The sequence below is a fragment of the Methanosarcina horonobensis HB-1 = JCM 15518 genome (genome assembly GCF_000970285.1).
Classification (GTDB): domain Archaea; phylum Halobacteriota; class Methanosarcinia; order Methanosarcinales; family Methanosarcinaceae; genus Methanosarcina; species Methanosarcina horonobensis.
On record NZ_CP009516.1, the window covers coordinates 4,175,180 to 4,199,239 of the forward strand.

Below are 24,060 nucleotides of genomic sequence, written 5' to 3' on the forward strand. Positions count from 1 at the left end.
AAATATATAGTTGAGCCCTTGTGAATTACTTCCGAAAAGAAACAATTTTATTTTCAGATCCATGCACTTTTTCTCCAAACTTTAAAACTGAGCTTGCATAATCATTCTTAAGCTTGAGCCCGAGAAGAGAGGCGGCAAGAATAACAGAAACACTATTTGCAGCAATTATTGCAGGGTCGTTTATCTGAATTCCATGAACCAGCCAGAGGGCCATGCCAGATGTTGAGCAAAACAGCATGAGAAGAGATACATCCTTTGTTGATTTCGTTTTCAGAGCTTTAATGAGCTGAGGGGCAAAAGCTATGGTTGTTAGGGCACCCGCAATGTAACCGATCATATAAATTCACTCTCGAGAGTTTTAATTTGGCGCTGAGAAAAAGGCATCTTAGGGGGACTCTAGAATAATTATAATATAGTTAAGATCAGGATAGTAGTTAAACTTAGTGAAGAAACAGAATCCTGATATAAGTGAGCACCCTAAACCTTTATGGGGATACATTATGACAGAAAGTTGCCTTTTCTGCAAGATAATATCAGGAGAGATTCCTTCAGAGAGAGTATACGAAGACGATGCTGTTTATGCATTTCTTGACATTTACCCGGCAAGTGAAGGACATACGCTTGTGGCTCCCAGAAAGCACTTCAGCAAATTCACGGATATGGGCGCAGAGGATGTTGCCGTGCTCTTTGAAGCTGCAAGAAAAGTTACTGCTGCAGTTGAGAAAGCGTTTTCAGCAGAAGGATCTAATGTTGGAATCAATAACGGGGAGGTAGCTGGGCAGGAAGTCCCCCATGTACATGTGCATGTTATTCCAAGGAAAAAAGGGGACGGAGGAAGGGGAATAAAATCAATCGTATGGACAGAACCTGATAGGACCAATCTGAAAGAAGTTGCAGAAAAAATAAGAAAAAACCTGTGAGTGAAAAAACCTTGAGAAAAAATTCTACAGGCAAGAGGCATGGGATCAGCCGGATAGAAAAGAGGCAACTCCAGGATAACATTTTTAATACGAAACGATAATATATTTTTTGGAATATAGTGAACTTAAGGGAAGAAGGCATAATTATTTTGGAAATATTCCATTTCTCTTATTTCGGGGGTAAGAACAGTGGCAGAGCTGGAAATAGATGTTAGAGGGCAGACCTGCCCGGTCCCGCTGGTAGAGTGCAGAAAAGCGTTCAAAAAAGCCTCTCCAGGAGACCTTGTGATTGTAAAAGGTACGCATCCGGCATCAAAAAAAGAAATTCCCATGGCATGCGAGGCAATGGGGCTTAAAGTGCTGGAGATCAAAGACAAAGAAGAAGGGAAAGAGTGGGAAATAAAGATCCGGAGGTAAAAACCGGAAAAGGAGTGGAAATGGAGGAAAAGGCAGTCATTATCCTGCACAGTGGGGACATGGATAAAGTATACAGCGCACTTATAATTGCAAACGGAGCTCTGGCAATGGGTATGGAAGCCTCAATATACTTCACTTTCTGGGGGCTTATGAGGCTTAAAAAAGGAGAGCTCGAAAAAGGACCGCTTTCTAAAATGAACATGATGGGCGCCGGCAGGAAGATGGTCAAACAGAGGATGGAAAAAGCCCATGTTGCACCGCTTGAAAAGCTGATGAGCGATTTTAAAGAGCTTGGAGGAAAAATAATAGCCTGCGAAATGACCATGGAAATAATGGGTATAGACAAAGAAGAAATTCGAACGGAATGGGTAGATGAATGGGGAGCTGTAGGTTCGTATATCCATGAAGCAAGGGATGCAACTATAACTCTTTTTATCTGATTCTGCGAGAGTTAGAAATTAAATCCAGCGCAATGATTCGAATTTCTTTTAAAATTTTGTTTTTCACCTGGAAACCCATCATGTTTATTCCGACTAAAGGTTACTGGAGATTTAATTAAAGAGAATGAAAATTTGATTATGGGAATTAGAACTTTATCATATAATCTGAGGAGGGGAAAAAATATTTGAAAATATGATTTATCTTGACAATGCTGCATGCACACGGCTGGACGAGAGAGTGCTTGAAGCAATGACGCCCTACTTTTTTGATACTTATGCGGTAGCGACATCTGAGTTTGGCTATTCTATGGGCATTGATGCAAAAGAAGGGCTTGAGAACTCAAGGGAAGGTATAGCTTCACGGCTTGGTGCGGGTTCCGAAGAAATAATCTTTACTTCAGGGGATACGGAATCAAACAATATGGCACTTAAAGGAGTTGCCTGGGCTCTTAAAGAAAAGAAAGGAAAGCATATCATCGTCTCACAGATAGAAGATTTTCCTGTATTAAATACGGCAAAAGCCCTTCAGAAACAGGGCTTTGAAGCGACTTTTCTGGACGTTGACGGAGAAGGGTTTGCGGACCTTGAAGGGCTCAGGAAGTCCATTACAAAGGAAACTGTCCTTGTCTCGATCCAGCATGCCAATCAGGAAATAGGAACTGCCCAGGATCTGAAGGCTATTTCTGAAATCTGTAAAGAAAAAGATGTGCTGTTGCATACAGATGCTACCCACAGTTTTACCCGGCTTCCCCTCAATGTGAAAGAACTGCCTGTTGACCTTGTGACAGTATCCGCCCACACAATTCACGGCCCCAGGGGAATAGGTGCGCTCTATATCCGGAAAGGCACTCCCATAACCAAATTCATGGACGGAGGTTTTCAGGAGTCCAACATGAGGGCAGGAATTGAAAATATACCGGGAGCTGTCGGGTTTGCAACGGCTGTAGAGCTCGTTACTGAAGATGAGACCAGACAGCTTGAAGCTATGAGGAACAGGGTAATTGACAGAGCCCTTTCCGAAATTCCGGATGTTACGTTAAACGGGAGCCGGGAGAAACGTCTGCCTCAGAATGCAAACCTGACTTTCCATTATGTGGAAGGGGAATCCGTAACCCTGCATATGGACATGCGAGGGTTTGCAGTGAGCACGGGTTCAGCCTGTTTTAGCCGTTCCCTTGAAGCCAGCCACGTTATACGAGGAATCGGAGGCGATCACGAAAGAGCTCACGGCTCTGTACGCTTCACTTTCGGACGCTATAACCAGATGGAAGATGCGGATGCGGCAATTGATGCCATGAGTGAGGTTGTGGCAAGGCTCAGGGAAATTAGCCCGCTTGCAAGGAAATAATTGAACGGAAGGGAAAAGAGAGCGCGGAGAAAAGGCAACAGAAGAAGTAAGAAAAGAAGGAGAGAGCAGGAATGAAAATAGAAAAGAAAAGTGAGATGAAGTTTCCTTATAGCGAAAAAGTTCTGGAGCATTTCAGAAACCCGCATAACGTAGGAAAGATAGAGAACCCTGATGGAAAGGGCCTGGAAGGAAGTCCGGCATGCGGGGATATGGTTGCCGTATATATTAAGGTCGAACCTGAGACAAAGGTTATTGAGGATGTAAAATTCGAATCTTACGGCTGCGCGTCAAATATTGCTACCGGGTCTGTGATCACGGACCTTGCAAAGGGAAAAACCCTGGATGAAGCAAAGAAGATAACCTGGAAACAGGCTTCTGAAGAACTGGGTGGGCTTCCTCCGATTAAAGCTCACTGCTCCGTGCTTGCGGTTGAGGGTCTGCGTGCCGCTATCCGGGACTATGAGGAAAAGCACGGGCTTGTGACTGAGAAAGAACCTACAACGGAAGAAGTCGTCCAGCAGAGGCTAAAGCATGTCATGAACCCGTTAACAGGGCTTGATGTTATCCGTACGAACCTTATTCTTAAAACAAGTGTTGAAGCAGGAGTTGTCAGGGTAGTGGTTGACCTGCCTGCTGACCACCAGTTTGCTCCGGCAATAAAAGAGGACATAATGGAAAAACTGGGATCTTTGTGGGATGTGGAAAGAGTAGACGTGGTGTTTACAGCCTGAACTCATCTGGACGCGGGGGGAAACATGAAGAAAATCGGAGTTTTAAGCGTATTATGTATCCTTGTATTATCAACAATTGTAGTTTCTGGATATGCCGAAGAAGATTTCCGGACACTGTTTGAAGCTCAGACAGAAAATCAATCCTTATCGGAAACATTCACAGGAGAAAGTAAAGCCCTTGGGGATGGAATAGCTTATTCCTGGGCAACCCTTGATGCAGAAGGGAATCCTTCCGCAATAGGGGTGAATTTCACAGAACTTTCCCTCTATGGTCTGCCTGAAGGAGAACTTACGGAATACATCCTTCCCTTACCTGAGGAAGCCTCAGCTGCTGCTTATGACCATATAGGAATTGACTGGAACCCAAAAGGACATGAGCCTCAGGGAATCTATGACCGCCCGCACTTTGATGTCCACTTTTACATGATAGGTCAGAAAGAGAGAGACAAAATTACGGCAACTGAAGAGGATATGGCAAACCTGTCAAAAGATCCTGAACCCGAATATGTTCCGGAAGGATATGTCTCAACTCCCGGAGGAATCCCCAGGATGGGAGCACACTGGATTGACCCGACTTCCCCCGAATTCAACGAGCAGCCTTTCGAAGAGACCTTTATCTACGGCTTTTATGATGGAGAAATGGTATTTGTCGAACCAATGGTTACCATAGATTTTCTTAAAACAAAACCCGAGCTTACAAAACAGCTCAAGTTACCGAAGTGTTATCCGACAGAAGCTTATTACCCTACCAGTTATTCTATAAGATACGCCGAAAATACTGAAGAATATACAGTCTCCCTTGAAGGAATGACTCTCAGGTAAAACCTACCGGGGAGAAGAAGGAAATGTGATCAGGAGTGATTACAGAGAAATTCCTCTTCTCACAACTTTTTTCCAGAAAAAAGCAAGAAAAATCAAAAAAATCTGCTGGCTTCAACTCGGGTAAACACTCAAGATACGCTTTTGTTTTCCCTTTCTTTTCTCCAGATTTTCAGGCACACAGTGACAGCACTCACCTGAGGCTGTAACGGGATCGACGTGGATGGTGGTCCCGGAAAGATAGGAGAAATTCTCCAGAAGCTTTTCTCTTACGGCATTGGCAATTTCATGCCCCTCTTCCACAGAGAGAGAAGGATCAACAGAAGCATTAATCTCTGCATGAAGTCTGTGCCCGATCCAGCGTACTCTGATGTCTGTAACTTCGCAAATGCCCTCAACACTCTCAGCAATATCTTTTACCTTATCAAGGACTTCAGGCTCGACTCCGTCAAGCAGGCGGGTAAACACGAGTTTGCTCGAGTCAAGTACTATTTTGAGGATGGCAATTGTTATTAACATTCCAATAAGGGGGTCAAGAATCGGATACCCTGACCAGACACCTATTGCCCCTATGAGGACTGCAAGGCTGGTAAAACCGTCAATCCTCGCATGGTATCCGTCAGCAATGAGGGCTGCACTACCTATTTCCTTTCCGACTTTCATGCGGAACTCTGCAACAACCTCGTTTCCGATGCAGCCTATAATTGCGGCAAGAGCTACGGCCTGCAAATGCCCTACAGGTCTGGGATCCAAGAAGCGGGTTAAGGACTCGTATCCTGCAACTGCTGCGCTGAAAAGGATAAGAAGAATGATGATTACCCCTGCAAGGTCTTCTACCCTGCCGTACCCGTACGAAAAGCGTTTGCTGGGCTTTCTTCTTGCCAGAGAAAAGGCGATTGCAAGGGGAATTGCTGTTGATGCGTCTCCGAAGTTGTGGATAGTATCGGCAAGAAGGGCAACACTGCCCGAAAGATAAACAATGAAAATTTGCAGAATGGCTGTGACCATCAGTCCTATAAATGACCATTTAACAGCCCAGAGCCCTTTATTGGTTGTGGTTATTGAGGGATCGACCCTCCCGTGTGTATGGCTGTGACCGTGGGAATGTTTATGCGGATGTACATGCGAATGAATATGGGAGAGCTTATGAGAGAGAGAATGAGGAGAAAGATAGGAGTTGAAAAGCCCATCATGATTATGACTTTGCTCACAGGACTCTTCAGAAGCACTCTTTTTATCATGCAGGTGACTGATAGAATTCTCTCTGGACATTTATTTCCCCTCATTTTGATTCAGTTCTCAATATTAAACTTGGCAGTGGCTTTATAAATAGGTATTTATCTTTAAAAAAGAATTTATTATGCATCCAATCATACCTTTTTTTGGGAAAATAGCATAAAAAGGAGCTCTTTTATTTACGTCTTTCATTTCCGGTGCATTGCAAAATAAGAAAGAATTGAGTATTTATTACTCAGAGAGATAACATGCCTTATACGTTGGATAAATACATGATAACGATGTTGATTATTCCGCAAATAGCTGTTTTTTTGAAGTTTCAGCTTTTTAGATCAAGATATCGCGTATGATTTTTAAATAAATTTTTTATTTTTGATTTTACTGATTGGCATATGCAGGCACAAAAGTATTAATTCTTCAAAAAATTGTTTTAAAAATGATAACAAAAAATTATGGATTTACGTCATCATATGAGCAAATAAGAAAAAGAGAGTTTGAAAAAGGAAAAGCAAAGATACACTAAAGGAAGGAGACAAAGTTGCTTTCAAGGGGGATCTGGTCTTGAAAAAAAAGGAGTTTACTCCTTCCTAACTCAAAAGGCGACATATAACACAAATTGCATTGTTATTTGCCCTGACAGGACTCTCAAATCAGAGACTTTGTCACTAAAAAGCTTATCAGCAGGACTCATTAAGGACTCATTATCTTGATAACTAAGAGCTATTACCCAAATCCTTACCCTTACGTAGTTTTCGAGTTCTAATTAAAATGGATAGAAATCAATCCCCTATCCTGCAAGCGAACAGATATGCAAAATCAGCTGGCGCTTATCCCGGGACTGTGCAGCCCGGGAGATGTCCGGCAGGATAGAAAGAGGACAATTCATAAAAACGAGAGGTGAAACAGGGAGGAACAGGATGATTAACGCTAAAACAATAGCTAGAGAACCAGAGATTATATGGAATCTCGACATTAACAAAGATGGAAAGTCTTACCAGGAAAATTACATGCTTTTATTCCCCAGGTATGTCAGTGCCATCGATGAAGAGTGAAATTTTCACTCTTAAAAAGAACTCAAAAGAAAACAACCCAGTTTTCAATATTCAACTCAAGTATCGCTCGGGAGAAGGCTCTCTCGGGCAAACCTCCATTCCATATATCCTGCAATAACGGAAACAGACATGTCAGAAACAGACTTACATTTCACGAGAAACTGAGCTATTTAACCTTTTTTGTCAGGACAACTTGACCATTACTTAGTCCTAATCCGTTACAGTTTAATCCTTTTTCGAGTTTAGAGCAGTTTAATGATTTTTTAATTTAGAACAACTTAGCCTTTCGGACTCAAATGATTTAACCCTCTCCTATTCTCTTCCTGTCCGCATAATAATAAAATAAACAATTATATCAAAATTGAGAACATAAAATAGTACCATTGCAGGTCAAGAGGAAATTAGTAAGAAAGAAGTGGATGAAATGAATAAGGAAGCTACTGATGGCGAAGAAATAGAGCACGGCGTGGAAAAAGAGATCCTTAACGAGCAGCAGCCTCAATGGGAGAGAGTATTTTCGAACAATTGCTCGAGGTTCGGAGACGAACCAAGTTATCCTGCCAGAAAAGCTACAGCCCTTTTCGAAAAAGAAGGAAAAAAGAAAATTCTGGAACTTGGAGGGGGGCAGGGTAGGGATACCTGCTATTTTGCCAGCAGGGGTTTTTCAGTCCATTCGCTTGAGTACACTGAAAGCGGGTCAAGAGCGATAAAAGAAAAAGCCGAAAGTATGGGCCTTTTAGCTTCGGTAACTGCTCTCAGGCACGATGTGAGAAATCCTCTACCGTTTGAAGATGAAAGTTTTGATGCTTGCTATTCTCACATGCTCTACTGTATGGCTCTAACCACCGATGAACTGGAGTTCCTCTGCAGTGAAATCAGAAGAGTGCTCAAACCAGGCGGGTTAAATGTCTATACGGTCAGACACACAGGGGATGCCCATTACGGGACGGGAGTACACAGGGGAGAGGATATGTATGAAATCGCGGGAGGCTTTATAGTGCATTTTTTCAGCAAAGAAAAAATAGAGCACCTTGCAAAAGGATACGAGGGTTTCGAAATCGAAGAGTTTGAGGAAGGAGAGCTCCCGAGGAAACTGTACATGGTAACCATGAGGAAATGATAGCAGATCGAAAAAAGAGGAAAAGAAAAAAGCAGGAAAAAGAAGTAGAAAAACAGGAGAGATATATTATTAAAAAAGAGAGAAGAGAAACACTTACAAGAGAAACACTCTTCTCAAAAAAGCTCAGGCAAGAACGAAGAGAGAAGAAACATTTCTCTCAAAAAAGTTCAGGCCGGAACCTGTTCCTTCTTCTCCCTATCCCAGTGCCTGTGTTTTGCAATTGCGGCAGTAAAGGATTCGTTGAAGGAGCTGCTGCCTCCCTCTTTTTTGATGGTCACTACGCCTTTATCGGACACGACCTGGTCAGATGATTCCTGTCCTGCAAGTTTTATACCGGGGAGGTTTGCAGCTTTGAGCAGCTTAACCCCTTCACCGCTTGCTCCCACTGGCTTGCAGTGCTTGAATGCTTCATTAACGAAGTGGATTGCATCTCCCTGCATCTTCAGAGTCTCTATGCTTTCTTTTCCGCCCGGAACGTATACGGCATCATATAATACCGATGCTGTAGTGCGATAATTTTTGTCAACTTCAATTTCTTCGCCTTTTGAGCTCTTTAGCATACCCTGGTATTTCGAAATGATGTGGACATTTGCTCCACCAGCCTTTAAAGCCTGCATCACCTGACTCAGATCTTTGTGATCATATCCCTCCGCAGCAAGGATGGCGATTTTCCTGGTTTTGATAGTATTCTTAACCGTATGTTCACTGCGTTCCTGGCTAAGATTTGGTGACTCTTTAGTTACCGGAGACCCTCCTTTTTGTGCCGGAGCCGGGACACCCACCCCTTTTGCGATTTCTATTGCAAGATCACCATCGACATTGTTAAATACATCGACGACTGCCTGCCTGATTTTCTTATCTTTGACTTTTCCTACTTCAAAATGGAAAGCCTCTATGATATGCTCTTTTTCAGGTTTTGACATGCTGTTCCAGAATAATTTTGCCTGGCTGTAAAAGTCTTTGAACTTCTCGCTACGAGCACGGATTTTTTTGCCTTCCACTTTTTCCATATAATGGACGTATCCGTCTTCCTCTGCAGAAGCTGGACGTGGCAGGTTTTCCCCTACTGAATTAGGGAAATAACTGGTTTTGCCTTTGTTTATTGTTGTTCGGTTATATCCTTCCCTCTGATTATTGGCTATCGGTGCCAGCGGCCGGTTGATTGGGATTTCGTGGAAATTAGGCCCCCCAAGACGGATTAGCTGGGTGTCGAGGTATGAGAAAAGGCGTCCCTGAAGAAGAGGGTCATTGGAGAAATCTATCCCTGGAACCACGTTCGCAGGGCAGAATGCAACCTGCTCGGTCTCAGCAAAGAAGTTGTCAGGATTGCGGTTAAGGGTCAGTTTCCCTATCCATTTAACAGGCACATCTTCTTCCGGCCAAACCTTTGTAGGGTCAAGAATATCAAAATCAAATTTAAACTCGTCCTCTTCCTCGAGAATCTGCACTCCGAACTCATATTCAGGATAGTCGCCCATCTCAATTGCTTCCCAGAGGTCACGGCGATTAAAATCAGGATCTTTTCCTGCTATCTTCTGAGTTTCATCCCAAACAAGAGAATGAATTCCGAGTAGGGGTTTCCAGTGGAACTTTACAAATCTGCCCTTGCCTTCCGCATTAACGAAACGGAAAGTATTAACCCCAAAACCCTGCATCATCCGGTAACTCCGGGGAAGTGCACGGTCCGAAAGAACCCACATGATCATATGTGCAGTTTCCGGATGGCAAGCCACAAAGTCCCAGAATGTATCATGTGCTGCAGAGGCCTGAGGAATCTGATTGTCCTGTTCGGGTTTAATCGCGTGAACAACGTCCGGAAACTTAATGGCGTCCTGAATGAAGAAGATTGGGATATTGTTGCCGACAAGATCATAATTCCCATCCTCAGTATAGAATTTAACTGCAAAACCCCGGACGTCCCTGACTGTATCTGCCGAACCTCTGAACCCCACGACAGTAGAAAACCGCACGAAAATCGGCGTCTTTTTATTTGGATCCTGCAGGAATTTGGCACCTGTATATTCCGTCATGGGTTCGTAGACCTGAAAGAAACCATGTGCTCCTGATCCACGGGCGTGAACGACCCTTTCAGGGATTCTCTCATGGTCAAAATGGGTTAATTTCTCTCTGAAGTGAAAGTCCTCAAGAAGGGTGGGCCCTCTCTCTCCTGCTTTGAGTGAGATATCAGTATCACTTACCCTGACACCCTGATTCGTGGTCAGAAATTCACTTTCCGGATCTTCCCTGACCGTTTCTAATTGCTCGTCTTTGCTTTTTTCATTAACCATCCTCTTTCTATCCATAGTATAGTCACCTTTCCATTCTTTTAGGTCAGTTTATTTTCAATGTTAGGCCCTTAAGGGTTAAAAATTCGACAACCCTGGACCACATATGCTATACAGATTCCGATGGAAGCGAAGGCGAGTAGTATAGCTCAATGTAAGTAGTAACTATGTTTGAAATTACCCTATTCGATATAGGGTCGGAAAATTCAGGATTCGGTAATTTATAAACTCTAAACCCTGATCAAGCGCCCAAACTTGAAAGTCAGTTTACAACCTACATTTGAGTACATTTCTATATACCCAACTCCCCATCTCTAAAACGTTTTGTTATTATATGAATTTTTTTATAAATATTCTAATTTATTTGGAGAGAAAAAGAATTCTGGCAGGAGTGAGAAATAGGTAAGCAGAAGGATAGAGAAAAGAAAGATAGAAAAATTTCATTACTGAGAACTTCCATTTCGAGTTGTACAATTTTTGCATTTTTTTCGTATTTCAGAAAGATATGAAATATTGACCAGTAAGAGTTAATACAACACCGAACCCAGGAAAAAAGGAGAATAAAACACATGACCGAATATGTTCACGATTATTCCGAGAGATAAAAGTAGTGAAACATTAGAGAGAATAAATATTAGAGAGAATAAATCGGCCTGGCATTCTTTTTGTAATATGCAAAAAGCTCTTCTCCCCATTTTAGAGCTTCTGGTTCAAAACTTACAATATAGTGGCGGTCAACCCTGCAATGTTTATCAAGCAGGGAAAGCGCAAAGATTTTATCAGTAACTATCAACATCATGGGCTTATTTTCCCCCTCAGACACGAAAAAATGTGAGTTTTCGCAGTCCAAAAAAAGCTGAATTTCTTTTTTATACTCCGGAAGGTCCAGCTTAAGAACGGAAATATCACTAAAAACTGCATCTGATTTCGGGAGGCACTCGGCCTGAATATTCTCAAAAACCGATTCGGTCATGATAATTGTAACGTCAATTTTCTTTTCAATAAACTCCAGACAGGCCACATGGTAAGCTGGATGGACAGCTGAAACAAATACCATGATGCGTGAAGAAGCAAGCATACATTTTACAATGTCTTCCTGAACTTTAAATATGTGAGAGAGGTCCGGTTTGAGGACCTTACACTGACCGAGTTCTCCAATTCTGGTAAGAAGATGAAAAGGAATGGAACTCAAATCATGTTCGGACCAGAAGTCTCTGTTATCCTCATATATCTTCAGGGTGTTTAGCAAAAATTGCATATTTGTTGCTATTACTGTCCCCATTTCAGAGAGAGAATATACTCCATCTGTCTGGATAACCATACCCAGCTCAATAAGCTTTTTGATCTGTGGAATCATTGACTTCCAGGGGAAATCAAAGGCATCTTTGATCTCGTCACTGCTTTTAGGGCCTTCTTCTTTCAACAGCAGAAGGAGGTTCTTTCTTTTTTCAGAAAGGAAAATTGCATCAAGCAACGAAGAACTGGTACCAGAAGCTTGGCTCATGAGTTTGTCTCGCTTAGAATCTATTTTTAGAATCTATTATAACAAAATTATAAGTTAACTGGAAAGCCCTCAAGATACTCAGATAAATACCGTTTTTTGAACCTCATAACAACATAGGAAGATTCCAAAGAGTGTTGCCATATCCAAAGCCATTAGAATATTCCAATTGCAGAGTAAAAATCATTATCGTTTTGGCTATATATGAGTAAGAATTATATAAACTCGATAGATAGAACCACCATTCTATTGTCGTTTCGATTGGGTGAATGCTAAGATGTGGTAGATATGCTGTGGTTTTCTTCAAGAGCTGTCGAGAAACCTAATACTCTCCCAAGTACGCTGTTGATGAAAGAAGTCTCATCATCAACGCATTTCTAGAAGCTCTGAGGTAAAACCTACAGCTAAATACGAAACTGATTTTTAAGAAAACCTTTCAAAGTAAGCTAATCTTTTTGAAGCCTGAGACTGCCCTATCCGTCCTATCCGTATTAGCCATATCTGAAACTATAACCGATCTGAAACAAGTCTCAAAGGGTAGACAGAGATTCGATGATCGGCTTTGACCTCTCCTTATAATACACGAAAAGTTCTTCTCCCCATTCTAGAGCCGCAGGCTCGAAGCTGATAAGAAATTTGGTTGTTAATCTTCCTTTTTTGTCCAGAAGAGATAACAAAAAAATCCTGTCAGTAACAATCATTGACATCGGTTTTAAGTCACCTTCGTAGACCAGAAAATTGGAAGCTTTACTGTTCAGAATATGCTTTATTTCCTGCTTGTATTCGATAAGGGCTCTATTAAGGATTGAATTGTTCGTTTTTATAAATGGAAGATCGAAAGTACATTCTGTCTGAAGAATTTCAAGAATGGGTTTCGTAACAATTGCCGTAGCTTCAATGCCCTTTTCCAGATATTCAAAATAAAGAAAAGGAGAAGATGGATGGAATACCGAAACAAAAGACATAATACGCTTCGAGTCCACCAGATTCTTTGTGATCTCTTCCGGAATCAGAAAAATATTTGAAAGGTCTCTTTCCAGAATATTAACGTGTCCCAGCTCTCCGACCCTTGCAAGCAGATGGAGAGGAATAGAACTCAGGTCATGATCATACCAGAAATCAAGGTTTTCTTCGTATATAGAAAGCGTATTCAGAAGAACCTGAACCTTCTCGGCAATTACTGAACCCATATCGGAGAGAACGTACAGCTCACCTTCCTCAAGCACAAGACCCCAATCGATTAATTTTCTTATCTGTGGGGTAATCGATTTCCAGGGAAAATCAAACATGTCCTTAATTTCTTCACCGCTTTTAGGCCCCTCTTCTTTCAGGAGCAAGAGAAGGTTCTTTCTTTTTTCAGACAGAAAAATAGTATCCAGAAGCGATGGTCTGGTTTCTACCCGGATATGTGCTTTTGATTTCATCTCGTCCCAATAATACTTGAAGGGATTATATAAAGTCACTGAAAAAGTCTTCTCCTCTGGAAAAGTGCCAAAAGATCTGACTTTTCAACACTGCTTAAGGCAGCTCAAAATGGCCAGTGCTTTTTGCTTTTTCCATGGGCATTTGCCAGGCAAGACAATCCGAACCATTCCTGCAATGAAGAGAAAAAACAATACCGTTTTGGCTATATTAAACATAGGACAAAACGTAAGATGGTATCCCAAAAAAGAGCTGGATAAAAAACTGTGAAAACCTGGAGGTTTTAAGACGAAAAACTATAATAAAACCATTATTTTTGCCCTTCTATTAGTGACAATTCTTTTCATGTCAACGGGTATGGCAGCGGCAAAAGAGACAAAACTGGTTGTAAAAAGTGCTGATACCTCTGCTAATATGGTAGTTATTTACAGCACATTTGCACCCGAGACAATCGAGATAAACACCGGAGAGGAGGTAACCTGGTTCAACTTCAAGAAACCGAAAACCCCAATGGTGCTGGTAAGTGAAGACGGGTTGTGGGAAGAAACGACCCTGTACTATGGGAAAGCCTTTTCATATACTTTTGAAGAGCCAGGCACCTATGTATTTACCCTCAAAGATAACCCGGAAATAAAGGGAACTGTAATGGTATATGCCTCAGAGCTACAGGAAAAGGATCTGGAAACTCCCAGCAAAATCGCTACTGCAGAAACGACAAGGGCTACGGCAGAAGCATCTTCAGCTTCGAATTCAGGGAAAAACAATAAAGAAAATGTCCAGAATGAAGAAAAAATGTTAATTTACTCAACGATGTTTTCTCCCGAAACCATAGAGATAGAAAAAGGAGATACGATTACCTGGATAAACCTCAAAAGACCAAAAGGACCCTCAGTGCTTGTAAGTAATAATGGGCTGTGGGAAGATGCAACCCTGTACTACGGAAAAACCTTTTCGTATACGTTTGAAGAAGCAGGTACTTATACATTCAGTCTGGAAGCCATGCCGGAAACAAAATCTACGGTTATAGTACGTAAAAAGTAATCTCATAGTAGTCTCGTAATATTATAAAAAAATCAAAAATAATCTCGTAATATAAAAACGAAAAAACAGCCTCATGATACAGTAAGTAAGAAATAACCTCGTAATCGATAAAAAGAAAAACAGACAGAAGTTTGTGTTGCAGAATAAAGATCAAGAAAAACAAATCTACGAAAAATGGTTAAACTTTGAAGAAAGTTTGCTGCCGACCCAACAGAACTCTTTAAACCAGATTTGATCTACCCTGAAGACAAAATTACAGAAGTTTAAAGGATTATGGGAAAAACGGACATCATTTCCCAAATAGTCTAACAACTTCTTTTAACATTTCCCTGATAGGAGTTTTCTGAGGGCACTTTTCTTCACACTGCCCGCATTCCGTACAATTTGATGCCTGACCTTCCAGGCCGCTGTACAGAGCTTTTTCTCCTTCTGCATTATCAAACATTTCGGCATTGTTCAGGAATTTGAAATTCTCAGGAATGTTCACCCCTGATGGGCAGGGCATGCAGTACCGGCAGCCGGTACAGTTAACTCTTGTTTTTGACCTGTAGATTTCTTTTACACGCGAAATGAGTTTTCTTTCCTCCACGGTCAGTGAATCAGGAAAGCCTTCAGCTGCAAGTTTGACGTTGTCCTCTACCTGCTTTATATCTGACATTCCGCTAAGAACTACACTTATTTCCGGGTAGTCCCACAGATATCGCAGACTCCACTCAACAGGACTCCTCTGCGTACCGGCAGAATCCCAGATTTCCTGAACTTCAGGTGGGACATTTGAGACAAGATAGCCACCCCGCATAGGCTCCATAATAACAACTCCAAGACCCTTTGAAGCTGCATGCAGCAGATCCTCTTTTCCTGCCTGGAAATTTTCATCCATGAAATTGTACTGGATCTGACACAGAGTCCATGGATAGGAATCAATTACTTCTTTAAATAAGTCAAAGTTGTCGTGGAAAGAGAAGCCTGTATATTTTATTTTCCCTTCCTTAAGCGCAGAATCAAGGAAATCAAGAACATCGTGTTTTTTGACAATGTTCCAGAAGTCCCTGTTTAGAGCATGAAGGAGATAAAAATCAATGTAATTGGTTTTGAGCCTTTCAAGCTGTTCGTTCAAATATCGGTCCATATCCTCTCTGCTCGTAACCAGCCAGCTTGGGAGTTTGGTTGCAAGATAGACCTTTTCGCGATAGCCGTTCTCAAGCGCCTTCCCAAGAACGGTTTCGCTCATGCCTCCATGGTAAGGATAGGCCGTGTCAATGTAATTAACACCTGAATCGATGGCATAACGGATCATCTGTATAGCTTTTTCCTTATCAATCCTGGTATCGTCTCCCCCTATTACAGGAAACCGCATGGTACCAAAACCCAGTATTGAAACTTCCCCTTCCGTCCTACCAAGTCTTCTGTATAACATACACTTTCGTCCCCCTCAACAAAAAATACTGGAAAACACACTGAATTAGTCCCTTACTACCCTTTTATCACGATAGAAGATAACACTTTGCGTAGACTGAATGCCGTATGAGAGCAAACAGGGATTCGAAAAAGAAACAGTCCCTGCGTAAAGAGAGATTCCTGAAAAATGAGAGAATCCATGGTCGGAAAACGTATTTGAAACTCAAAACATAAGAAAAAACAGTGATAATAGATATTATATAAAAAGAGCCTAATTTAGAATGGGAAATGGATGGGGAAAACGAAATATATTTCTCTCGAATCTCGAGTCTGGGACATATGGAAAGTAATTTAGGGATATCAAAACTTAAGATGCTGCTTTTTCAGTCTGGAAAACTGCTTGAGTAATGTCAGTTCAGACTACGGATGTCATCTAATAAAGAAAAGACCCAAAATCGGGGTAGTTCAACTATTGGAAAAAGTGTAATTTGCGGCAATTCCGCACTGAGTCTCTACGAAGGTGTATTATTGAGCCTGGTTACCTTGAAAAAAGCCACTGCGGGCCTCTTGATACTTACGGTAATATTTCTGGTCCGCACTCACTGGACAGAGATTGTACCTTTGCTGGAAGAAAGCTGGAAAATCCTCAGCGAAACACGGATTATTTATGTTATTCTAGCGTTCTCAGTTTATCTGCTGAGTGTGTACTTCTTTGCAGTCCGCTGGCAGCAGGTTCTCTCTTCTATTGGCTATAATCTTAGAGCAAAAAGTCTTTTTCCAATTCTTTTCGGATCAATATTCGTAAATAACCTCACTCCGGCAAACAGGACAGGAGGCGAGACCCTGCGAATACTCTGGGTAAAAAAACAATTTGGAGTAAGCTATACTAACGCTTTCATAACAATCCTTTTCGAAAGGGTGGTTGAAATAGTTCCTATCACGTTGCTCTTAATTTATGTGCTGTATGCATTTCCCTCATTAAAAGGCAAACTCTTACCTCTGACAAACCATCCAATGCCAAACTCAATATTTCTGTTGCTCTTAGTCTTCGCGATAACAGGAACAGTAATATGGTATCTCAAAGAAAAATTTGCTCCCCTTCTCAAGGAGATACAACAAAATTGGAAACAGCTTAACAAATCCTTTACCTCTGTTCTCCTGCTATCTTGCTCAGTCTGGATTCTTGATATAATACGTCTCAAGTTGATCGCTTTAGCCCTTAATCTCCCTCTCTCTATGTATATTATTACAGCAGTCTCAATACTGTACCTATTTCTCGGACTTCTACCAGTAACTCCGGGGGGGCTTGGAATAGTTGAAGGAGGTCTCATCTCTTTGCTTCTATTTTTTGGGTTACCCTTTACTTCCGCAGGAAGCTTCGTTTTTCTGGAGCGTTTCATCTCCTATGGGCTAAGTAGCCTTATAGGATTTCTATATCTGTTTTATTACGGTGGGTTTAAGATATGGGAAGATACAAAATTGCATTGATTAGTGACTGGTATTTTCCGAAACTGGGAGGAATCGAGTATTCTATGCATGCTCTTGCTAAAACCCTGAGCATGCATGGTCACGAGGTAAATGTTATTACGAGGAGCTATCCGGAAGTCCCCGAATACAGTATGAGGGACGGAGTTCCGGTAATAAGGATTAAAGGTAAACCATTACCAGGACAGCAACGTTTACTCATGCCAAGTGCATACAAAAGACTCTATACCCTTTTAAAAGAAAGTAATTATGATATTATTAACTGTCACGGACTGGATTCTCCTATTGGCATGTCTGCCCTTGTTTCAGCTAGAAAACTCGGAATTCCTGTAGTAGTTACTAATCACTCCCTTGTAGGACATACCCTGAATAGCTCTCTTTTGTATCTTGCAGGCAAACTGTTTCTAAAAAATGCTGATGCTGTAATTGCCGTCAGTTCAGCAGTTGAAAAAGATTCAGAAGTAATGACTACAAAACCTATTTACCGGATATTTAATGGAGTTGACTCTGAGAATATAACTGCCGGGGTTATCTCTCCTTTTAATATGGAAGGAAAACTTATAATCATAACCGTAGCACGCATGACAAAGAAAAAAGGCGTGAAAAAGATTGTAGATCTTGCTCCTTCCCTTCTGGCAAAAAATGAAAACCTGCTATTTGTAATGATAGGAGACGGTCCTCTCAGGAAACGCCTGGAAAAAAAAGTAGAAGAAACCGGATTATCCAGTAATTTTTATTTTACAGGGGAAATTTCCCGAAGGGAGGTATTTGGATATTTGGACCAGGCAGATATCTTTGCCCTTCCTTCCAGTGATGAGGCCTTTGGGATTTCGATTCTGGAAGCAATTTCAAAAAAGGTCCCTGTTGTGGCAATGAATCATAGCGGGGTTTCAGATATTATCAAAAATGGTGTAAACGGCTACCTGGCAGATAACCTTGCAGAATTTTCGTTCTACCTTCAAACTCTGATTGAAAGCCCAGCCCTACGAACCTCGTTTGCCAGGGAAGCGAGCAAGGAGCTTTCAATTTACGATTGGAACAGAATATATGAACAGACAAACCAGGTATATGCAAAGGTCATTTATGAAAAACATCACAATAACAATTGATGTGGAAGAAGACTGTCCACCCATGCTTACGAGTACCAGAGGCATAGAAGAAGGCCTGCCAAAACTGCTGGATCTTTTCAAAAAAGAAAGAATAAAGGCTACCTTTTTCGTGACGGGAGAGATGGCAGAGAAGTATCCAGATCTCATCCGCCGTATTCCGGAAGAGGGACATGAGCTGGGCTGTCACGGATATACCCACGCCCGTTTTGACCGCATGAGAGAAGAAGAAGCAAAGATTTCCCTGAAGCAGGCAGGATATGTGCTCAGGCAGTTTGAAAAGCGGGTGGTTTCCTTCAGGGCTCCAAACCTTCAGTTCCCTGAAAGTTATCTCGAACTCCTGGAAGAAGAGGGCTTTCGGTATGACTCTTCCCTTGCGGCTTACAAGCCTCCATTTTCTCGAAAAACAAAGATAGAAGGCAAAATAATCAGGATTCCGACAACGATTACCTCCTCTTTTCTGAGATTATCCCCGGATATTTTTCTCCCATTTCTCAGGCATATAACAGCTCCTGTAATTTTTGTCCATCCATGGGAATTTGTGGACATGTCCGGAATGCCTGTACGTCTGGACTGCAAGTTCAATACCGGAGAAAAAGCTCTTGAGAACCTTAAGGTTCTGATACATGCTTCTAAAGCTGAAAACTGTCTTTTTTTAACTCTGGAAGAAAGAGCATCCTTCTAAAAATTATGAGCTGGATTAGGAGAAATGGTTTCAAAAGATTTTGAACTAATACTTAAATACAAAAAATATCATAATACGCTTATTGACTTAACACTGTGAACATGCAGTACACAGTAAAAAAGGAGCCACAGAAATGAGAATGCTGGAAGAATTTTTCCCTGAATTCACCCAGAAGCTGGACGAGATTGACCAGCTCTATGCCGAAAAAAGGATGATTGACGAAAAGACCTACCAGTTCATTTGCTTCGCCCTCTCGATTAAAGCCAGATCAAAACCATGTGTCCTGAAACATTTCAAGGGTGCCCTCGAAGCAGGAGCTACGGTCAAAGAACTTTCATATATCTTTGCCCTGGTCATGAGGGAAGCCGCAGGTGCAGACGACTGCTGGACTCATGACGTAATCGGAGATTGGAAAGAGATCCTGAAAGGAAACATTTCCTGCAGCTGTCAAAAATAAAAGCTTGATTCTTTTTTACTACTTTTCCTTTTTTCATGCATTCTACAAAAGCAGTTCAAAATTCCTCTTAAAAGTCCGTCAGCCTGAGCTGCTTTGGGTTTGAATATTTTATTTCCAGAGGTTTCATGTAGTCGGCTGAAAGATTGTATTTCTCCATGAGATTCCTGAGTACCCCGTAAAGTTCAGCTTTATAAGCTCTGTCAGCCCCGCCTTTTGCATACAATTTATTATAAGGACCCAGAAGTTCGGGAAAACTGCATGCAAGAAAATTGAAAAAATGCTTTCTGGTTTCGCCCCTGAGATAAAGCAAGCTCGGAAGAGCGTAATCTACTTCACATTCGGCTGCACTGGAAAGAATTTGTTCGATGTTTTCAGGGCTGTCGGTAAGAAAAGGAAGAATTGGCATCATATGGAGCCCGGTAGTAGCTGCTGTATCTTTGAAAGCTTGAAGAACTGAAAAACGTTTTTCGGGAGAAGAAGCAACGGGTTCCAGCAGAGAACTCAGTTTTTCATCCATAGTTGTAACCGTGACCGCAACGTTTACGTGCGTCAGTTCAGCAAGTTCTTCAAGCATGTCGTAATCCCTGAGGATAAGATCGGATTTTGTGGATATGGTGATCGGGCTTTCGTATTCAATCATTACCGACAGGACTTTGCGCATCAAGCCATATTTTTCCTCAGCTGGCTGGTAACTGTCACATACCCCGCCTATGTTAATTACCTCTTTTTTCCAGGAACGGGCTCCAAGCTGTTTTTCAAGGGCTTCTGCGATATTTGTCTTTACATATATTTTTCGGAAAAAATCAGAGTCTTTTTTCCCTGCACAGGAAATTTTCTCTTCTTTTTCCAGATAGCTGTGGGAATACATTGCATAACAGTAATTGCAGCCGTGTTCACATCCTCTATAAATATTCAGATCCCATTGGAACGGCAGTGCAAGCCTGCTTGTTTCCTTTATTTTATTAAGGGCTTTTTTAGCCTGGATTTCTTCAAACATCCTGGGATAAGATAAGGTTGAAAGCTATAAGAAACTTGATGAAAACGGACTTTACGGCACGAAGCCTATTCTGAAAAATTCAGAGTCATGTTGCAGCTTTCAAGGATAGCTTTAACTTCCGAATTGGAGACTCCATCTTCGAATTAAATTTGCATACCACCTACCTTAAGCTCATCACTAACAGATGTTTTCTTATCAACTGGTATTTTAAAAGGTAGTCCCGCAAGCATTACGAGAATTAGAAAAACAATAAAAACAGCAATTTTCCCGTTAATTTTACTTATATCAACCACCAACAAAAAGATAAGGAGCTAAACCTCTTCACATGTGTGGATAGCTTCGACACATCAGGTTTCCATACTTCATATCAGATCCGACAGTCAATTGACTATTGGTACCAGCAAGTCGATTATCAGAGCTCTGCATTACTTCTTTCTGAGTTTCCAACATCCATACAGGCAGGCTAGACTTCCCAATAATCCGAAGCCTGGAGTAGAGTTATTTTTGCTCGATTCATTTTCATTTGAGCTATTATCACTGCCAGATTCGGAATTATTCTTTTTTGAATTATTGAGTTCGATAGTGTTTATTTCTTCAGACGGTGATAAGTTAGTTTTTTCAATTCCTGTATCTTCAGTTGCATTATATGGTGATGATATCACTTTTGTACTGGTGTTTAGTTTGTTACTTAGTTTTTTCATATTCTCTTCAGTAATTGGCGCACTGATATCAATTCCGATATCATTTATTTCTTGTTCGAATTTTTTAGTAAACTGTTCACTCTTTTGCCAGTCTTTCAAATTCTCATCTATTTTATCCTTTGATACCTGTTCATACATCGACCAGACCCCAAGTTCGGTTTCAGTCGCAGGTTTGTCTTGCACCTCTTCAAGTGTGTGCGCATCTACAAATATTCGATGTTCAACTCCAGTAGTCTTATCTTTTACTATGGTCATTGCCCCTACGCTAGGATAGTCATATACAACCATATTTGTTGATACGATTTTTCCAGTTGGGTATTTTGCTTTGGCGATTTCTATTGACTTCTCTATGGCTTCAGCCACGTTATAGGGTTTAGGATTAATTTCGAGGAGTCGGAGTGCACTTCCCAGCGTTTTATTAGCACCAATATCGATTCTACTTATCAGAGTACTTTCTTTATATACTGAAAATTCATAATATAATTTTTGACCGTTTATATCATAAAGCTCCAATGGTTTGGAATCAATATACGTTCCTTCCCATTTTTCATAATCACTTTCAGCTGCTATAAACATCGTCATGCGTGTATTTGCGTGTTTAAAAGCTTCCTCAGCAGTTACAGAATAATTATCCTCTTTCTGTGCACTTGCTGCCGGTATCAACGCCATACCAACCAGCATTACCAAAAGAATTATCCCTATTGTAATTTTATTACATTTCATATTTTTCTCCTGTGTATTTTTACCCGGGAGGCAGAATCAGGTGAGCTTAAATAAAAGCAAACCTAACTTAATTGGGCCTCTTAGACCATAATTTATGGAGTTCGGGCGGTACCTGGAAAACACTATCGAATTTCATAAATTCCTCTTTGTTTATTCTTTGTAAATTTTGTGTTCAAGTTTCTAACAATGCGATTTTTATACAAATTTCGAGCCTGTAATTATTCCTTAACCTTCCTTGATCTTTGATTGTTGGATGATTTGGCGAGAAAGACTTATATATAGTATATTGCTCCAATTCATATTCAAATTTGAATATATAAAAGAAGATATGCAATTCTGCAATGCTTTATCCTATAAGATTTATATCTCGACGTATGAAAAAATACAGTAAGCATCATTGTTTAAAATTACACTTAAAATATACTTAACGGCTTAATACTACTATTTTTCAGTTCAAGTCCGTAAGTTCGATCCCAATTATGGAATTAAACTTAATTTCCAGACAGATTCTTACATTCAATAAGATAGCGGTAAAAATATGCTGCAACTTTAAGAGATTTATATTCAGTCTAGAGAACATGTCTTTGACTCAAAACATATATTCTATTTAACATGTATTCGATCCAAAAAGCAGGTTCGATTCAAAAAAACACTTAGTTTCTTACAACTTGATAAATACCTATTTTCTAGTATTTTAGGGGAAAAAATTTGTTATTTAAGATAATAAATAAGTTAAGAATTTACATATTCTTTTTAAATGTGAGGAGGGTGAACATATTAATTCGGACATAAATGCCCTGTTTTCACCGCCTCCAACACTTAGTGGATATATGTACGGAGCACAGGAAGCACAGGAAGCCCGAAACTCAAACAGGCTTTTAGCCATAAGACTCGAGACAAACACATCATGTAACCTTCACTGCCGTTACTGTTATGCACAGAGCGGAGAGGATTCCGTAAAAATAGCTGACTTCAATGCCCTCAAACGCATAATATCCGAAGCAAAAGAACTGGGTATCAAATCTGTGGTTGTGATAGGGGGAGGAGAGCCTACCCTCTACCCGAACTTTAGAGAATTGATTGCCTACATTGATTCTCTCGGGATTGTCCCGATGATTTTTTCAAACACTGTTTTGATGACAGAAGAACTTGCAGAATTCCTGTACGGACATAACGCTTCCGTTATGGGAAAACTTGACTCTCTCAAGCCTGAGGTCCAGGACTATCTGGCAGGAAGGGAAGGGGCCTTTGAGGATATTAAAACCGGGCTAGAAAATCTGATAAAAGCCGGCTTTTCAAACCCTGCAGAGCCTGGAAAACTCCGCCTTGGGATTTCTTTTGTGAGCAATAAAATGAACCTGGAAGAAATTGAAGAGATCTGGCACTTCTGCAGGCAAAACAATATCTTTCCCAATATGGAAATTCTCACTCCGACAGGCAGGGCAAATGACGAACTTGAAGATAAATTGCTCACAGCTGATGAAATAAAAAAGTACAAATTAAGACTGCTGGATATAGACCGAAAATACTACGGGTACGACTGGCTTCCTTACACCCCGATTACTGCAAGCGGCTGTCTTCAGCATCTTTACAGCCTGTACATCAATATAGAAGGAAACGTCCGGCCCTGTGCGCCTACAAAACTGGATGAACATCCTGCACTCAGGATTAACGGGGGATACCCCTATAATGTAAACAGAATGAGCCTTAAGGAGATTTACAACTCCGAACTTTTCACATACGTCAGGAATATCGACAGAGTACTGGAAGGCAGGTGCGGGAACTGTGAGAATATAGGGGAATGTATAGGCTGCCGCGGATATGCTTACAGTGTAGGCATAAACAATGGGATTGACCCACTCAAAGCCCTGAGGATGGAGTGCCAGCAGTGCTTCAAATAAGACAGAAGACAGGGTAACCGAGTTAAAAACAAAAATGACAATTGGAAAAAATATCGGAAAAAGCAGAAAAACAGACAGAAAGTGAAAGTCGAATTTAAGAGAAATCATAATTTATAAGATCTTAAAGTGATAAAATAATACAGGATAATGCATCACAATAATAAAAAGGATAAATTAAGTTACAAAAGCAGAACTTGTAGAGCAAAACGGGACTGAAACCAAAAAATGTTCATTCAACTCTGCGGGTAAGGAGGCTTTTGTGTAGAACTCAGAAG

The 24,060-nt window shown here is 41.0% G+C and carries 22 protein-coding genes; 14 read left to right on the forward strand and 8 right to left on the reverse strand.

Annotation, left to right across the window (positions count from 1 at the left end):
• Positions 1-25: 25 nt before the first annotated feature.
• Positions 26-337, reverse strand: coding sequence for a SemiSWEET family sugar transporter (locus MSHOH_RS18170; RefSeq protein ID WP_048141802.1), 312 nt, complete (start codon positions 335-337; stop codon positions 26-28).
• A gap of 163 nt (positions 338-500) precedes the next feature.
• Between MSHOH_RS18170 and MSHOH_RS18175 the strand changes: the two genes are divergently transcribed.
• From MSHOH_RS18175 to MSHOH_RS18200, 6 genes are all read left to right on the forward strand, one after another.
• On the forward strand, positions 501-920 hold the full coding sequence (locus MSHOH_RS18175) for an HIT family protein (RefSeq protein ID WP_048141804.1): 420 nt from the start codon (positions 501-503) through the stop codon (positions 918-920).
• A 189-nt stretch (positions 921-1,109) separates the two neighbouring features.
• Positions 1,110-1,337 carry a sulfurtransferase TusA family protein gene (locus tag MSHOH_RS18180; RefSeq protein ID WP_048141805.1) on the forward strand — a complete coding sequence of 76 codons (228 nt, stop codon included), beginning with the start codon at positions 1,110-1,112 and terminating at the stop codon, positions 1,335-1,337.
• A 20-nt stretch (positions 1,338-1,357) separates the two neighbouring features.
• The gene (locus MSHOH_RS18185) at positions 1,358-1,777 is read left to right on the forward strand and encodes a DsrE/DsrF/DrsH-like family protein (RefSeq protein WP_048143627.1); all 420 of its coding nucleotides are present in this window, start codon (positions 1,358-1,360) and stop codon (positions 1,775-1,777) included.
• A 193-nt stretch (positions 1,778-1,970) separates the two neighbouring features.
• Entirely contained in the window at positions 1,971-3,125 is a 1,155-nt protein-coding gene (locus MSHOH_RS18190; protein WP_048141807.1) for a cysteine desulfurase family protein, read from the forward strand.
• A gap of 71 nt (positions 3,126-3,196) precedes the next feature.
• On the forward strand, positions 3,197-3,856 hold the full coding sequence (locus tag MSHOH_RS18195; RefSeq protein ID WP_048141809.1) for an iron-sulfur cluster assembly scaffold protein: 660 nt from the start codon (positions 3,197-3,199) through the stop codon (positions 3,854-3,856).
• A gap of 24 nt (positions 3,857-3,880) precedes the next feature.
• Complete coding sequence (locus MSHOH_RS18200; protein ID WP_082089415.1) at positions 3,881-4,678, forward strand: DUF5602 domain-containing protein; 798 nt, start codon at positions 3,881-3,883, stop codon at positions 4,676-4,678.
• Between the two features lie 111 nt (positions 4,679-4,789).
• Here MSHOH_RS18200 and MSHOH_RS18205 read toward each other — a convergent pair whose 3' ends face one another.
• Positions 4,790-5,947, reverse strand: coding sequence for a cation diffusion facilitator family transporter (locus tag MSHOH_RS18205; RefSeq protein ID WP_048141810.1), 1,158 nt, complete (start codon positions 5,945-5,947; stop codon positions 4,790-4,792).
• Between the two features lie 818 nt (positions 5,948-6,765).
• Between MSHOH_RS18205 and MSHOH_RS18210 the strand changes: the two genes are divergently transcribed.
• Together MSHOH_RS18210 and MSHOH_RS18215 are read left to right on the forward strand one after the other, a co-directional pair.
• Positions 6,766-6,963, forward strand: a complete 198-nt coding sequence (locus MSHOH_RS18210) for a hypothetical protein (RefSeq protein ID WP_048141811.1) — start codon at positions 6,766-6,768, stop codon at positions 6,961-6,963.
• Between the two features lie 424 nt (positions 6,964-7,387).
• Complete coding sequence (locus tag MSHOH_RS18215; protein WP_048141812.1) at positions 7,388-8,083, forward strand: class I SAM-dependent methyltransferase; 696 nt, start codon at positions 7,388-7,390, stop codon at positions 8,081-8,083.
• Positions 8,084-8,250: 167 nt separating this feature from the next.
• On the opposite strand, the gene MSHOH_RS18220 is transcribed toward MSHOH_RS18215, so the two are convergent.
• The 3 genes from MSHOH_RS18220 to MSHOH_RS18230 all read right to left on the reverse strand — a co-directional run bounded on the left by MSHOH_RS18220 (position 8,251) and on the right by MSHOH_RS18230 (position 13,293).
• Positions 8,251-10,386, reverse strand: a complete 2,136-nt coding sequence (locus MSHOH_RS18220; protein ID WP_048141813.1) for a catalase — start codon at positions 10,384-10,386, stop codon at positions 8,251-8,253.
• A 616-nt stretch (positions 10,387-11,002) separates the two neighbouring features.
• The gene (locus MSHOH_RS18225; protein WP_048141815.1) at positions 11,003-11,872 is read right to left on the reverse strand and encodes a helix-turn-helix transcriptional regulator; all 870 of its coding nucleotides are present in this window, start codon (positions 11,870-11,872) and stop codon (positions 11,003-11,005) included.
• Between the two features lie 527 nt (positions 11,873-12,399).
• A complete protein-coding gene (locus tag MSHOH_RS18230) occupies positions 12,400-13,293 on the reverse strand; it encodes a helix-turn-helix transcriptional regulator (protein ID WP_048141817.1) in 894 nt (297 codons plus the stop codon).
• Positions 13,294-13,621: 328 nt separating this feature from the next.
• On the opposite strand from MSHOH_RS18230, the gene MSHOH_RS22375 reads away from it, so the two are divergent.
• A complete protein-coding gene (locus MSHOH_RS22375; RefSeq protein ID WP_239451050.1) occupies positions 13,622-14,332 on the forward strand; it encodes a cupredoxin domain-containing protein in 711 nt (236 codons plus the stop codon).
• A 289-nt stretch (positions 14,333-14,621) separates the two neighbouring features.
• Here the strand turns inward: MSHOH_RS22375 and MSHOH_RS18245 are convergent, their stop codons facing one another.
• Entirely contained in the window at positions 14,622-15,749 is a 1,128-nt protein-coding gene (locus MSHOH_RS18245; RefSeq protein WP_048141821.1) for an aldo/keto reductase, read from the reverse strand.
• Positions 15,750-16,156: 407 nt separating this feature from the next.
• Between MSHOH_RS18245 and MSHOH_RS18250 the strand changes: the two genes are divergently transcribed.
• From MSHOH_RS18250 to MSHOH_RS18265, 4 genes are all read left to right on the forward strand, one after another.
• Entirely contained in the window at positions 16,157-17,218 is a 1,062-nt protein-coding gene (locus MSHOH_RS18250) for a lysylphosphatidylglycerol synthase transmembrane domain-containing protein (RefSeq protein WP_082089417.1), read from the forward strand.
• A complete protein-coding gene (locus tag MSHOH_RS18255) occupies positions 17,194-18,324 on the forward strand; it encodes a glycosyltransferase family 4 protein (RefSeq protein ID WP_048141824.1) in 1,131 nt (376 codons plus the stop codon). The genes MSHOH_RS18250 and MSHOH_RS18255 overlap by 25 nt, the downstream gene beginning before the upstream one ends.
• A complete protein-coding gene (locus MSHOH_RS18260) occupies positions 18,299-19,006 on the forward strand; it encodes a polysaccharide deacetylase family protein (RefSeq protein ID WP_048141826.1) in 708 nt (235 codons plus the stop codon). Before MSHOH_RS18255 ends, MSHOH_RS18260 begins: the two co-directional genes overlap by 26 nt.
• A 133-nt stretch (positions 19,007-19,139) precedes the next feature.
• On the forward strand, positions 19,140-19,463 hold the full coding sequence (locus MSHOH_RS18265) for a carboxymuconolactone decarboxylase family protein (RefSeq protein WP_048141828.1): 324 nt from the start codon (positions 19,140-19,142) through the stop codon (positions 19,461-19,463).
• A 67-nt stretch (positions 19,464-19,530) separates the two neighbouring features.
• Here MSHOH_RS18265 and MSHOH_RS18270 read toward each other — a convergent pair whose 3' ends face one another.
• Both MSHOH_RS18270 and MSHOH_RS18280 read right to left on the reverse strand, forming a co-directional pair.
• A complete protein-coding gene (locus MSHOH_RS18270; protein WP_048141830.1) occupies positions 19,531-20,460 on the reverse strand; it encodes an SPL family radical SAM protein in 930 nt (309 codons plus the stop codon).
• 425 nt (positions 20,461-20,885) lie between these two features.
• Positions 20,886-21,884 carry a hypothetical protein gene (locus MSHOH_RS18280; protein WP_158024236.1) on the reverse strand — a complete coding sequence of 333 codons (999 nt, stop codon included), beginning with the start codon at positions 21,882-21,884 and terminating at the stop codon, positions 20,886-20,888.
• A gap of 830 nt (positions 21,885-22,714) precedes the next feature.
• Between MSHOH_RS18280 and MSHOH_RS18285 the strand changes: the two genes are divergently transcribed.
• A complete protein-coding gene (locus tag MSHOH_RS18285; RefSeq protein ID WP_239451051.1) occupies positions 22,715-23,785 on the forward strand; it encodes a radical SAM protein in 1,071 nt (356 codons plus the stop codon).
• Positions 23,786-24,060 lie beyond the last annotated feature (275 nt).